Below are 13758 nucleotides of genomic sequence, written 5' to 3'. Positions count from 1 at the left end.
ATCATAAAGTCCCCCGGCATGGACATGCCAGCAGGGACCGAACGCACACGGGAAACGACCAATTCACTTCAGGCCCGCCATTTCCGTCAGACGGAACCATTATAACCCCGTCCACCCCATAGACAGAAGGCCGCTGGCAAAAATACGGCAATCAATTATGCCGCGTCGCCCGGCCCATGCCGCCATGCATACAGGCACGCGGCCCCGTGCCTGCGTTGCAGCAACAGCCGGTCCGTGGCCACCGGGGCGGATTCCGCCGCCGCCGTTTCAACCACCACCAGAGTTTCGGGATGCAGCCAGCCGCCGCGTTCCAGTACCGCCAGTGCGCGGACTGGCAGGTCCTGGTTATAGGGCGGGTCCAGAAAAACCAGGTCCACAGGACCGGCGGCACCGCGCGCGGGCAGGCGCAGCATATCCATCGCCCGGATCACGGCGCGATCGCCCATGCCACAGGTCGCGACATTTTCACGCAGGGCACGCAGGGCGGCACGGTTCTGTTCGACAAACACGGCACTGGCGGCGCCGCGTGACAGGGCTTCCAGCCCCAGCGCCCCCGTGCCCGCGAAGCCGTCCAGGACGCGCGCGCCACGCAGGCGGTCCGTCCCCGCCCATGGCGCATGGGCCAGCGTGTCAAACAGCGCCTGCCGCACACGGTCCGCCGTGGGACGGGTGGCCTGCCCCTGCGGGGCATGCAGGGTGCGGCCACGACAGTCACCCGCGATGATACGCATTACGCCCTGCGCTGTGACTTGGCGGCGGGCAGGCCGGGCACCTGTTCACGGATGACCTTGCCGGTCACTTCCTCCAGTTCCCCACGCTGGAGCGTGCCAAGCTGGAACGGGCCGTATGATGTGCGGATCAGGCGGCTGACATGCAGGTTCAGCCCGCGCATGACCTTACGCACCTCGCGGTTCTTGCCTTCACGCAGGGAGACGGTCAGCCACGCATTATCCCCCTTGGCGGAATCCAGCTGCGCCTCGATCGGGCCATAGCGCACGCCCTCGAATTCGCTGCCATGGGCAAGGGCGGCCAGCATCCGTTCATCCACCACCCCGAACACCCGCACGCGGTAACGGCGTATCCAGCCATTACTGGGCAGTTCCAGCCTGCGGGCCAGTTCACCATCATTGGTCAGCAGCAGCAGGCCCTCGCTGTTCAGGTCAAGCCGTCCCACGCTTACGACGCGCGGCAGTCCCGGCGGCAGGGAATCGAACACGGTCGGGCGGTCTTCGGGATCACGGTGGGTTGTCACCAGGCCATCGGGCTTGTGGTACCGCCACAGCCGCGTGCGGTCAGGCGCGCTGACCACGTTGTTGTCCACCTGCACGATGTCGCCCGCATCCACGAACGTGGCCGGGTGGGTGACGACGGCGCTGTTCAGCCTGACCCGGCCTTCGGCAATCATGCGTTCCGCATCACGCCTGCTGGCAACGCCAGACCGGGCCAGCCACTTGGCAATACGGTCACCCCGTTCAGGGGAAGAATGGTCCTGTGTCATGTTCGTATCTGCCTCGCAGCGTCGATCAACCCTTCGAACAGGAGACGGTCCCCTGCCGATATGCCAAATTCCGGATGCCACTGCACCCCGATGCAAAATGGATGGCCGGGCAGTTCAATGGCCTCGACAACCCCATCAGGCGCTGTAGCACAGATTACCGCACGCCCCGCATCCCCGACGGCCTGATGGTGGGACGAATTCACCGCCAGCCGGTCCTGACCCACCAGCCGCGCCAGATGCGTGCCGGCGACCACATCCACCACATGCCCGGCCTCGTCACGCGGGTTGGGCTGCTCATGCGCAAGGGCTGCGGGATAGGTATCGGGGATATGCTGCACCAGCCATCCCCCCAGCACGACAGCCAGAAGCTGCATGCCGCCGCATATACCCAGGATGGGAATGCCCCGCGCCATCGCGGCATCGACAAGCGCTGCTTCCGCTGCCGTCCGCCGGGGCTTGGTCTGCACGCTGGCATGTCGGTCGGATACGCCGTACAGGTCAGGCGGCACATCAAACGCGCCCCCCGTCACCACCAGGCCATCCAGCCGGGCCACCATGGCCGCCGCCTGCGGCGCATCATGGCCCAGGGCAACCGGCAGCCCGCCACAGGCCGCGATCATGTCCATGTAATTCTGGCGGATCGCATACCATGGGAAACGGGAATACCCGGCCCTGCCGTCTGTTGCGGGCGGTTCGCTGTCCAGCGTGACCCCGATCAGGGGGAAATGGGATGTCATTCCGCCTGTCCCGGAAACTGTTTCAGAAGCCTGCCCACGCAATATCCTGCAGATCAGTAAGAAAGTTTTGGTGAAGCTTTTTTCAAAAAGCTTCAGGACGCGTCGCCTTTAAAAAGCAGCATCAAGAAACTTTCTTTTTTATCGACGGGGTCTTTTGCAACAGTCCTTTAACGGAATATCCGGTCAAAAGAAATGGCGGGCAACGACGTGCTTATTGCCTCAGGCCGCGCCGGGACCAGAATACAAAAAATCCCCACCGGCGATGCCGTGATGGGGATTTCTGTAATCCTGTCAAACCCTATGGTGGGCGCACAAGGGCTCGAACCTTGGACCCGCTGATTAAGAGTCAGCTGCTCTACCAACTGAGCTATGCGCCCACAGGGTTACCCGCTTGGGTGAGAGGGCTTCTAGCAGTCACCCGATTGTCTGACAAGGGGAATTTTTGATTTTTTTAAATTCCTACCGCTGCAGCAACCGCAGCAGGCCATCAAACTGTTCCAGCGAACGGTAATCAATCCGGATGCTGCCGCCCTTCCCGTCAAAGGCAATCTGCACCTTCAGCCCCAGTCTGGTGGCAAGGTCGCGTTCCAGCGCCGCAATTTCAGGGTTACGGGCCGTCTTTTCCGCCTTTTCACGCGCGGCAGCAGTCTTGCGTTCCTGCTGCCTGGCCAGAGCTTCCGTCTGGCGGACGTTCAGCCCCTGCGCCAGCACGACTTTCAGCGCGGCAACGGGATCGCCATGCGCCAGCAGGGCGCGGGCGTGCCCCGCCGACAGGCTTTGATTGCGCACAGCATCCCGCACGGGCGGCGGCAACTGCAACAGGCGCACCATGTTGGCGACATGCGGACGGGACTTGCCAATGGCGCTGGCCAGTTCATCCTGCGTCAGGTCATAGTCATCCAGCAGGCGCTGGAGGCCCTCGGCTTCCTCGATGGCGTTGAGGTCGGCACGCTGCAGGTTTTCCACCAGGGCCGCCGCCATGGCGTCCCCATCATCCAATGGTCGGATATGGACAGGCACGTCATGCAGGCCCGCGATCTGGGCGGCACGCCAGCGGCGTTCCCCCGCAATGATCTGGTACACCCCCTTGCGCCCCGGATGGGGCCGCACAAGGATGGGCTGCAGGATGCCCCGCACGCGAATGGAACTGGCCAGTTCATCCAGTGCGCCGGGTTCCATCTGCTGTCGCGGCTGGAAGGGACTGGGTTCCATGACATCAACCGGCAGGCTGGAAATGGATTCAGGCGTCTTGCGTGCCTCCACCGCCGACGCGGCGGGCAGCATGTTGACCTGCTCACCCAGCAGGGCTGCCAGCCCGCGACCGAGGCGGGGACGACCAGCATCCTTCTTGGGTTTCATAAGCTGGCCTTCCCTTTTCGTGCCGCGTGCAGTCCCAGACGCTCCGTAACTTCGGTGGCAAGCGCCTGATAGGCCTGACTGCCGGACGAACGCTGGTCATAATTCATTACCGGCTGCCCATGGCTCTGCGCCTCGGAAATCCGGATATTGCGGGGAATGAGGGTTTCCATCACCCTGTCCCCGAAGAAGCTGCGGGCATCATCGGCCACCAGTTCCGACAGGTTGTTACGCCGGTCGTACATGGTCAGCACAATACCATCGAGCTTCAGCATCGGATTGAGTGACTGCCGCACACTGTTGACGGTCCGCACCAGCTGGCTGATCCCTTCCAGCGCGAAGAATTCACACTGCAACGGCACGATCACGGACTGCGCCGCCACCAGGGCGTTAAGGGTCAGCAGGCCAAGGCTGGGCGGGCTGTCGATCAGGATGACATCATAGTCCGCCCCGACCTGCGCCAGCGCATCCTGCAGGCGGTATTCACGCCGGTCGGACATGACCAGTTCCAGTTCCGCCCCCGCCAGTTCGGTATCCGCCGCGATCAGCGACAGGCCGGGTACGGCGCTGGGCTGCACCACGGCGGCTGCCCGCGCACCATCTTCCAGCATGGCGTAGGTGCCGCTGCGGCGGGCATCATACCCGACGCCCAACCCGGTGGAGGCATTGCCCTGCGGGTCCATATCGACAAGCAGGACCTTCAGCCCCGATGTCGCCAGGGCCGCCGCCAGATTGATGGCCGTGGTTGTCTTGCCCACACCACCCTTCTGGTTGGCCAGCGCAATAATGCGGGGGGAAGATGCAAGCCCGCTTCCCGTATCATTCATTGTTGTGGTCTCTGACACGCCTGATATCGCTCAATTCTAGAATCACACCATCCGCATTCGTGCGGCTTGGAATCCGGTTTGTCGCCATGCGCCAGTCGGCGCCGACCGTTGTCAGTTCATCTTCCGCATTCCTTCCTTTCAGAAACAGGCAGAAGCCATCGGGCAGCAGGAAGCGCGTCCCCCATTCCAGCAGGCGCGACAGGGGCGCCAGTGCGCGCGCCGTCACGACCTGTGCGGGGGGCACGTCAGCGACCTCCAGCCGCTGTGCGCAGACATGAACCTGCACGCCCGCCACCCGTGCGGCCTCACGCAGGAAGGCAGCCTTGCGCTGATCCGATTCGATCAATGTCACCCGCGCCTCCGTGGCGCATGCAATGACAAGGCCGGGAAACCCGCCGCCAGAACCCATGTCCACCAGATTTATGGGACCGGGGGGAATCAGCCGCGCCAGTTGCAGGCTATCGGCAATATGACGCGACCATAAATGCGGCAGGTCATGGGGCGAGACAAGATTGATCCGCTGGTTCCACCGCAACAGGATATCGGCATAGCGTTCCAGCCTGTCACGTGTTTCACGTGAAACATCGGGCGTATCGCTCATACCGCAACCTGCCTTTGCCGCACATGCGCCAGCAGGGCGACCAGCGCCGATGGCGTAATGCCGGGAATACGCTGTGCCGCGCCAAACGTCACGGGCCGGACCTGCGCCAGCCTTTCCTGCATTTCCGTGCTCAGGCCACCAACCTGAGCATAATCCAGATCCACCGGCAGGGTCATGCGCCCTTCGCTGGCAAGCTGGCGGATCTCACGATCCTGCCGGGAAATATAGCCGCTATAGCGGGCTTCGGTCGCCAGATGCCGGGCCACGCGGGGCGGCAGGTCCGCAAACCATGGCGCGACCCGGGCGAGTGTTTCGGGCGGCGCATCCGTGGCCAGCACATCCAGAAGCGAGCGCGCGCGCCCATCGGCCGAGACATTCACCCCGGCCCGGCGCAGGATGTCCGGGTTATAGGTTTCATTTCGTGCGCGTTCAGTTGCCACTTCGATCGCGGCATGGTCCATATGGTATCGCTGCGCACGCGCCACCCCTACGCACCCCCATTCCAGTCCACGCGGGGTCAGCCGCAGGTCGGCGTTATCCGCCCGCAGGGTCAGGCGATACTCAGCGCGGGATGTAAACATGCGATAGGGTTCGGACACGCCCTGCGTGGTCAGGTCATCAATCATCACGCCGATATAGGCATCCCCACGATCAAGGGTCACACCTTCCTGCCCCGCGGCACAGCGGGCGGCATTGACACCGGCCAGCAGGCCCTGCGCCCCGGCTTCCTCATACCCGGTCGTGCCGTTGATCTGACCGGCAAGGAACAGGCCCGGCATGTTTTTCAGTTCCAGCGTGGGCGCCAGTTCGCGCGGGTCCACGTAATCATATTCCACCGCGTAGCCGGGCCTGACGATCCGGCAGTGTTCCAGGCCGGGGATGCTGCGCAGCATCTCCACCTGCACGCTTTCGGGCAGGCTGGTGGAAATTCCATTGGGATAGACCAGTTCCCCATCAGGCGTGCCGGGCAGCCCTTCGGGTTCAAGAAATATCTGGTGGGATTCACGCTGCGCGAACCGCACGACCTTATCCTCGATCGATGGGCAGTAACGCGGCCCCCGCCCCGAAATCGCCCCGCCATACAGGGCGGAAAGCTGAAGGTTTTCGCGTATGATCTCATGCGTGCGCGGCGTTGTGGCCGTGATACGACATGACACCATGGGGTTCGTGATGGCATCCGTCATGCGGCTGAAGGGTTCCGGCACGGTGTCGCCCCGGTCTTGCGCCAGAGCGTCCCAGTCGATGCTGTCGCGCGCGATACGGGCCGGCGTGCCGGTCTTGAGCCGCCCCATGCGCAGCCCCAGCGCGGCCAGACGTTCACCCAGCGCATTGGCGGGCCGGTCCCCTACCCTTCCCGCGGGCAGGCTGTCATGCCCGACATGGATCGTCCCGCGCAGGAAGGTACCCGTCGCCAGAACCACGGCGCCACAGGCAAAGGTACGACCATCTTCACAGACAACCCCCTCGACCCGGCCCTGTCCATCGACCAGCAGGTCCCCCGCCGCCCCCTCGACAATATCCAGCCCTTCGGTGCGGGCCAGCAGGTCCTGTATGGCCTGACGATAAAGCGAACGGTCCGCCTGCGCGCGCGGGCCATGCACGGCTGGCCCCTTGGAGCGGTTCAGCAGCTTGAAATGAATTCCGGCCCGATCGGCGGCAACCCCCATCAGGCCATCAAGCGCATCAATTTCGCGTACAAGATGTCCCTTGCCGATACCACCAATGGCCGGATTGCAGGACATGATGCCAATCGTATCCAGCCGATGTGTCAGCAGCATCGTCCGCGCGCCCGTGCGCGCGGCGGCGGATGCGGCTTCGCACCCCGCATGGCCGCCCCCCACGACAATCACATCATATACGCGACTCATTCCCGCACTTCCCCTATTTGCCAATGCAGAACTGGCCAAATACCGTATCCAGCAGGGCTTCCACATCCACCGCCCCCGTCAGCCGCCCCAGGGCGCGCATGGCCAGACGCAGTTCCTCCCCGCGCATTTCCGGCCACGCCATCGTCTGTGCCCGACCGATATGATGCACCGTTTCCTCTATCGCGGCACGATGCCGCGCACGGGTGAACGGTGCGCTGGCACGATCAGCGGTCAGGGCGCGCGCCCTGTCGGCCAGAACGTCCCTTAGCACATCCATGCCTGCCCCCGTGAGCACGCTGATCCCTATTACGCCATCAGGCGCGGGCGACAGGTCGGTCTTGTTGCATACCAGCACACCATCCCCTTCCAGCCGCGATGAGGGAGGATTACCTGCAAATACATGCACCACGCAATCCGCCTGTTTCACGTGAAACAATGAACGCCGCACGCCTTCGGCTTCGATCTCGTCATCGGTTTCACGCAGGCCGGCCGTATCGACCAGCGTGACCGGCACATCCCCCATCACAACCCGGATTTCAATCGCATCCCGCGTCGTGCCCGCCCGGGTGGATACGATTGCGGCATCCCGGCCCGCCAGCGCGTTCAGCAGGCTGGACTTGCCAACATTAGGTTCCCCCACAATGGCGAAGACCAGCCCACGGCGCAGGCGCTCGGCCCCATCCCCCGTGGCCAGATAATCCTGCATGGTCGCGTGCAGGACCCGCAGGCCGTTCACCAGTTCCTGCTCGACTTCCGGCGGCAGTTCCTCATCCGGAAAGTCGATCAGGGCTTCCTGATGCGCCAGCAGCACGCGCAGCCTGTCGGCCCATTGCTGGTACAGGCGGCTCTGCGCCCCATCGACCTGCGCCAGCGCCTGTCGCCGCTGCGCCTCGGTCTCGGCGTCGATCAGGTCGGCAATCCCTTCCGCCTGCATGAGGTCAAGCCGCCCATGGGTAAAGGCGCGACGGCTGAACTCCCCCGGTTCCGCAGGCCGCGCACCCAGTGTGACCAGTGTATCGGCCACGGCATTGATGACCGCCGGCCCCGCGTGCAGGTGCAGTTCCGCGCTGTCTTCCCCCGTGTAACTTTCCGGCCCCGGAAACCATAGCACCAGCGCACGATCCAGCAGGACGGGCGCCTCCCCATCGCGCCGCCACAGCCCGCGCAGCGAGGCGCGGCGGGGGGCCGGCAGGCGACCGCACAGGCTTTCCACAATCCTGCCGGTCCCCGCACCGCTTAACCGCATGACGGCAATGGCGGCGCGGGACAGGCCACTGGCCAGTGCGAAAATGACGGGCGGATGACGATCACTTTCCTGCACAAACATCTCCATGGTGGCCATCATCATTTTGTCAGTTCCGGGAACGGCGTTATCGTTCACCTCTTTGTCCTGATCAAGGTGACACATGCCACAACTTTCGATGCATTCGCCACTCGCCCCCCTGACCCTCTCTGCCGAGGATGGGAAGATCGTGGCGCTGGACTGGGGCTGGGGCCGCGATCAGGAGGAAACGCCGCTGCTGCTGGAAGCCCGCACATGGCTGGATGCCTATTTTGATGGGGAGGCCATGCTATGTCGCCTGCCCCTTGCCCCTTATGGCACACCCGAGCAGATACGCGCATGGCAGTTCATGCAGACCATTCCCGTAGGCCAGCAGGTTTCATGGCAGGACGCGGCCCGCCTGGCCAATGTTTCAACCGACACCATCATCAGCGCCTGTTCGGAAAATCCCATTCCCATCATGATCCCCTGCCATCGCATCGATTTCACTGGCTGCGCCCAGTATGATCCCGAAACCTATCCCGGTGATGAAGGCGCGCGCGACCGGCAGTTCCTGCGTGACCTGGAAACCCTCTCCGCAACGCCGCTGCCATAATTCCCTTACACCTCAAACAGGGATTACATGACATGAATACCGTCATCCGCATCCACGAATATGGCGGCCCCGACGTCCTCCGCACCGAAACGCTTCCCGTCCCCACCCCGGCGACCGGCGAAGTGGTGCTGCGGCAGGACGCGATCGGGGTCAATTTCATTGATACCTATTTCCGCACCGGACTGTACAAATTCCCTGCCCTGCCCGCCGTGCCCGGCATGGAGGGTGCCGGAACCGTAACCGCCATCGGCCCCGGCGTGGAGGGCATCCAGCCCGGCATGCGCATGGCCTATGTCACGACACCGGGCGGCTATGCCACGTTCCGCACCATTGCCGCCGACCGGCTGGTGGCATTGCCCGATGATATCGCCACCACGACCGCCGCCGCCATCATGCTGCGTGGCCTGAGCACGCACATGCTGCTGCGCGAGGTGCATCGCGTGCAGCCCGGCGAGGATATTCTGCTCTATGCCGCCGCCGGTGGCGTGGGGCTGCTTATGTGCCAGTGGGCGCGCCATCTGGGCGCACGCGTCATTGGCGTTGTCTCAACAGCGGAAAAAGCGGAGCTGGCCCGGGCCAACGGGGCGGCGGACGTCATCATCGGCATGGACCGGCTGAAGGAACAGGTCAGCGACCTGACCGATGGCCGGATGCTGCCGGTCGTCTATGACAGCATTGGCCGCGATACCTTTGAAACCAGCCTGTCCTGCCTTGCGCCACGCGGCCTGATGGTCAGCTATGGCAATGCATCGGGGGCCGTGACGGGCGTGAATGTCGGCACGCTGGCGGCCCATGGCAGCCTGTACCTGACGCGCCCGGCCCTGACGACCTATATCGCGCAACGCCCCGCGCTGCTGCATGCCGCCAACGAACTGTTTGAACTGGTGCGCCAGGGTGTCATCAAGCCGCGTATCGGTCAGTCCTTCCCCCTGACCGAGGCGGCGCAGGCCCATATCGCCCTTGAATCGCGCAAGACCACGGGCAGCACGATCCTGCTTCCCTGAGAGTCCACAGCCCGAATGACAGAAGGTTTTGGGTGCCGCCTTTTTTTCAAAAAGGCGGCGTCTTCTGAAGCTTTTGAAAAAAGCTTCACAAAAAACCTTTTCTTTTGAAAACAAAAACCCCGGCCTCACAGCCGGGGTTTTTTCAATCCATCGCAAGACAATCCGATCAGGTATTCATTGCATCGAAGAAGTCGTGATTGGTCTTGCTGTATTTCAGCTTGTCCAGCAGGAAGTCCATCGCATCCATGGTGCCCATCGGGGCAAGGATACGGCGCAGGACCCACATCTTGGCCAGATCGGCCCGATCGACCAGCAGTTCTTCCTTGCGCGTGCCGCTCTTGGTGATGTCGATGGCGGGGAACGTACGCTTGTCCGCCAGCTTGCGGTCAAGGATCAGTTCGGAGTTACCCGTGCCCTTGAACTCTTCAAAGATGACTTCATCCATACGGCTGCCGGTATCAATCAGCGCGGTCGCGATGATGGTCAGCGAACCACCTTCCTCGATATTACGCGCCGCACCGAAGAAGCGCTTGGGGCGCTGCAGCGCATTGGCGTCCACACCACCGGTCAGCACCTTGCCCGATGAAGGGACAACGGTGTTGTAGGCACGGGCCAGGCGCGTGATGGAGTCCAGCAGGATCACGACATCGCGCTTGTGCTCGACCAGGCGCTTGGCCTTTTCCAGCACCATTTCCGTGACCTGGACATGGCGGGTCGCGGGTTCGTCAAAGGTGGAGGACACGACCTCCCCGCGCACCGAACGCGCCATGTCCGTCACTTCTTCCGGCCGCTCGTCAATCAGCAGCACGATCAGGAACACTTCGGGGTGGTTGGCGGAAATGGAGGAGGCGATGCTCTGCAGCATCACGGTCTTGCCGGTCCGCGGGGGGGCGACGATCAGCGCGCGCTGCCCCATGCCGATGGGCGAGACCAGGTCGATCACACGGGAGGTGAAATCGCGGTTCGGGGTCTTGCCCTTTCCCTTGCCATTGGCGGGCGGCTCCGCAACGCCGCCCACGGCCGAGTTCTCGACCTCCATCTTCAGGCGGCGTTCAGGGTAGAGTGGCGTCAGGTTATCGAAGTTGATCCTCTGGCGCACGGCCTCGGGCGGTTCGAAATTGATCGCGTTGACCTTCAGCAGGGCGAAATACCGTTCCCCGTCGCGCGGGGCGCGGATCTGGCCTTCCACCGTATCGCCGGTGCGCAGGCCAAAACGGCGGACCTGACTGGGGGAGATGTAGATATCATCCGGACCCGGCAGATAATTGGCCTCGGGCGAACGGAGGAAACCAAATCCATCGGACAGGATTTCAAGCGTGCCGTCCCCATAGATGGCCTGATCGTTGTCGGCCAGCGTCTTGAGGATCGTGAACATCAACTCCTGCTTGCGAAGAGAAGATGCGTTTTCAATGTTCAGACTTTCAGCATAAGCCAGAAGGTCTGCTGGGGATTTGGCCTTGAGTTCGGCGAGTTGCATGCAGGATGTGCCTATAAGTGGGCAGTTCACGAAGGGAAAGAAAAGCCAGCAATCAGGGGATAAAGGCACGCCAGAAAAGGGCACCTGACCATGTTCAGATAAAACGGCTGATGCTGCTTGACTGATTAGGTGGGAATTCCGGATACGCCAGTGGCACCATCTGGAACACGTTAACCTTAAGGCCATACCCGCCGAATGTCAATTTCTTTCATAACGGTAACCACGGTGCGCGGCCCCGACACAGCATCCCGGGCCAGCCCAGAGCATGACTGCCTGCCCCCGGCTCTTAACGAAACTTTCAGTCTCGCCTCCTACACGTGTCATTTCCGAATTTGATAAATAAAGACGAACGGGGATGTGGAATGCTTGTCGGGCCGAGTTCTGATCTACTGACACGTGACCGGCTGATCAATGCGCGCTGGACATGGGGTGCGCTGAACGAACCGGTCCTGAGCACCCTGTTCTATTTTGGCGCGGATGGCCGCATACAGGGCTTTGACAGCACAAACGAACGCACATGGCAGCTGGATAATGGCGTGCTGCGCCTGTTTGATGAACACGGCACCCTGTTCTGGCGCTTCGATATCGTCTTCACCGATCAGGACCGCCTGACCCTGATCAGTCGCCCGCAGGTTGACCCGGCGTGGGATACGTTCTTCTGCCTGACCGAATACGCCAGCACACAAACGGCTGCCGCCGCACAGGCTGATGCCCTGCCCCCCCCGGGGCAGGACAGGCCAGCAGGCACAGGCAGCGAAGCCATCCGGCTGGTGATCTGGGATCTGGACGAGACCTTCTGGCAGGGCACGCTGTCGGAAGGTGGCGTGAAGGCCATTGCCCGTAACCTGGAAATCGTACGCACGCTGAACCAGCGCGGCATTGTCAACGCCATCTGCTCGAAAAACACATTCGAGGAAGCCCAAGCCAAACTGCAGGAAATGGGGATATGGGACGAATTCATCTTCCCCCGCATTGCCTGGACCGCCAAAGGCCCGCAGATCCGCCAGTTGGTGGCTGATATCCAGCTACGCCCAGAAACCGTGTTGTTCATTGACGACAACGTCATGAACCTGAAGGAAGCACAGTTCTACGTACCCGGCCTGAACGTGGCAGAACCCGACTGCCTGCCCGGCCTGCTGGCCAGCCCCCGCCTGCGCGGCAAACCCGACCCGGAGTGCCAGCGCCGCGCGCGCTACCGCGTGCTGGAGGAAAAGCAGGCCCTGCGCTCGGCACAGGGGGATAACGAGCAGTTTCTGCGCGAAAGTGGCGTGCGCATCAGTTTCCATACCGATATCGACGAGCAGTTCCCCCGCATCCACGACCTGGTCAACCGCACCAACCAGCTCAACTTCACCAAGCGCCGCTGGTCGGAAGATATCGAGACCGCACGGGCGCAGTTCCATGATGAAATGAACACCCTGTTCCAGACCAACGTAGGGTACGTGAAAGTCTCGGACAATTTCGGCAATTACGGGATCTGTGGTTTCTACATGATCCATCATGACCGCTGCTTCCACTTCCTGTTCTCCTGCCGCACGCTGAACATGGGCGTGGAGCAGTTTGTATGGAAATGGCTGGGACGGCCCTTCATGCGCATCGAGGGCAAGGTCATTTCCGATATCGGCATGCCCGTTGACTGGATCACCGTCGTGCCGGATGCCGATGTGGCGACAGCAGCAGACACGGCCACGCAGGGCGACAGGCCTACCCTGTGCATCCGCGGTGCGTGCGACATGCTGATGACATCAAACTTCCTGCGCAACCGCGTCAACACGATTGAGGAAACCAACTATCCCTATCAGGGGTGGGAAATCATCTCATCCCCCCGTATCGCCGCCCTGCATGAAGAACTGTCCCAACCCGGTGTGCGCGACCTGCTGGCCCGTCTACCGGGCATACCACCCAACCGGTTCGAGACCGACATCGTGACCGGCAGGGCAGATGTGTATGTGCTGTCGTTTTCCCAGGAATCCTTCCACGGCCTGTACCGATCACGCTCCACCGGGATCATACTGCCCATGGGGCATTACAAACTGCCCTACTACCTGCCTGAAGGGCCGCATGCCAAATTCGATTATACCACCCTCAGTCATGATGACCTGCTGGCGCGCGACATCTCGGGCATCACGCCCGAGGCATGGGAATTCTTCCGCTCGGAATTCGAGTTTGTCGGCGGCTTCAACCGCAACATCTTCTACCGCGACGTGCGGCATATTTTCCGCCATCTGAAAAAGGCGGGCAAGACGGTCATTGTGGTCGGACTGAATGCCACCGTGGGCCGGGACAGGCCAATCCTGGAATTCTTTGGCATGATCAACAGTATCGTGCAGCCCATGAGCCAGGAATTCGGGTTTCCCTACATTGATGTGAACCGGTTCCTGCATGGGGAAGAAGATCTGGCCAAGGACAACACCTATGGCGGTCCCCATTTTGATCGCAGCGTATACAAGAAAATATCGGATGAAATCCTGAATCTTGTGCCCGCCGCAGCATGAAACATCATGAAAATGGAT

At 62.1% G+C, this 13758-nt stretch carries 12 protein-coding genes and 1 tRNA gene; 3 read left to right on the top strand and 10 right to left on the bottom strand.

What is annotated here, in order from left to right; genetic code table 11:
• Positions 1-155: 155 nt before the first annotated feature.
• From rsmD to mnmE, 9 genes are all read right to left on the bottom strand, one after another.
• On the bottom strand, positions 156-731 hold the full coding sequence (gene rsmD / locus CFR76_RS05235) for a 16S rRNA (guanine(966)-N(2))-methyltransferase RsmD (protein WP_110556175.1): 576 nt from the start codon (positions 729-731) through the stop codon (positions 156-158).
• Positions 731-1498, bottom strand: a complete 768-nt coding sequence (locus CFR76_RS05230) for a pseudouridine synthase (RefSeq protein ID WP_110556174.1) — start codon at positions 1496-1498, stop codon at positions 731-733. Before CFR76_RS05230 ends, rsmD begins: the two co-directional genes overlap by 1 nt.
• Positions 1495-2235, bottom strand: a complete 741-nt coding sequence (locus CFR76_RS05225) for a gamma-glutamyl-gamma-aminobutyrate hydrolase family protein (protein WP_110556173.1) — start codon at positions 2233-2235, stop codon at positions 1495-1497. The genes CFR76_RS05230 and CFR76_RS05225 overlap by 4 nt, the downstream gene beginning before the upstream one ends.
• Positions 2236-2536: 301 nt before the next feature.
• Positions 2537-2612, bottom strand: a tRNA-Lys gene (locus CFR76_RS05220).
• A gap of 82 nt (positions 2613-2694) precedes the next feature.
• Positions 2695-3594, bottom strand: a complete 900-nt coding sequence (locus CFR76_RS05215) for a ParB/RepB/Spo0J family partition protein (protein ID WP_110556172.1) — start codon at positions 3592-3594, stop codon at positions 2695-2697.
• Entirely contained in the window at positions 3591-4418 is an 828-nt protein-coding gene (locus CFR76_RS05210) for a ParA family protein (protein WP_110556171.1), read from the bottom strand. Before CFR76_RS05210 ends, CFR76_RS05215 begins: the two co-directional genes overlap by 4 nt.
• Complete coding sequence (gene rsmG / locus CFR76_RS05205; protein ID WP_110556170.1) at positions 4411-5019, bottom strand: 16S rRNA (guanine(527)-N(7))-methyltransferase RsmG; 609 nt, start codon at positions 5017-5019, stop codon at positions 4411-4413. Before rsmG ends, CFR76_RS05210 begins: the two co-directional genes overlap by 8 nt.
• A complete protein-coding gene (mnmG, locus tag CFR76_RS05200) occupies positions 5016-6887 on the bottom strand; it encodes a tRNA uridine-5-carboxymethylaminomethyl(34) synthesis enzyme MnmG (protein WP_110556169.1) in 1872 nt (623 codons plus the stop codon). The genes rsmG and mnmG overlap by 4 nt, the downstream gene beginning before the upstream one ends.
• A 13-nt stretch (positions 6888-6900) precedes the next feature.
• Positions 6901-8235 carry a tRNA uridine-5-carboxymethylaminomethyl(34) synthesis GTPase MnmE gene (gene mnmE / locus CFR76_RS05195; RefSeq protein WP_208623937.1) on the bottom strand — a complete coding sequence of 445 codons (1335 nt, stop codon included), beginning with the start codon at positions 8233-8235 and terminating at the stop codon, positions 6901-6903.
• Positions 8236-8308: 73 nt separating this feature from the next.
• Here mnmE and CFR76_RS05190 point away from each other — a divergent pair, with 73 nt between their 5' ends.
• Positions 8309-8764, top strand: coding sequence for a methylated-DNA--[protein]-cysteine S-methyltransferase (locus CFR76_RS05190; RefSeq protein WP_110556167.1), 456 nt, complete (start codon positions 8309-8311; stop codon positions 8762-8764).
• 32 nt (positions 8765-8796) lie between these two features.
• On the top strand, positions 8797-9768 hold the full coding sequence (locus CFR76_RS05185; protein ID WP_110556166.1) for a quinone oxidoreductase family protein: 972 nt from the start codon (positions 8797-8799) through the stop codon (positions 9766-9768).
• A gap of 166 nt (positions 9769-9934) precedes the next feature.
• On the opposite strand, the gene rho is transcribed toward CFR76_RS05185, so the two are convergent.
• Positions 9935-11245, bottom strand: a complete 1311-nt coding sequence (gene rho, locus CFR76_RS05180) for a transcription termination factor Rho (RefSeq protein WP_025439835.1) — start codon at positions 11243-11245, stop codon at positions 9935-9937.
• Between the two features lie 362 nt (positions 11246-11607).
• On the opposite strand from rho, the gene CFR76_RS05175 reads away from it, so the two are divergent.
• Complete coding sequence (locus CFR76_RS05175) at positions 11608-13740, top strand: phosphatase (protein ID WP_244191793.1); 2133 nt, start codon at positions 11608-11610, stop codon at positions 13738-13740.
• Positions 13741-13758: the final 18 nt, after the last annotated feature.

The organism is Komagataeibacter swingsii (assembly GCF_003207895.1).
GTDB classification, from domain to species: Bacteria; Pseudomonadota; Alphaproteobacteria; order Acetobacterales; family Acetobacteraceae; genus Komagataeibacter; species Komagataeibacter swingsii.
The sequence above is the reverse complement of the archived record's forward strand: the minus strand, read 5'-3'. Positions and strand labels throughout refer to the sequence as shown.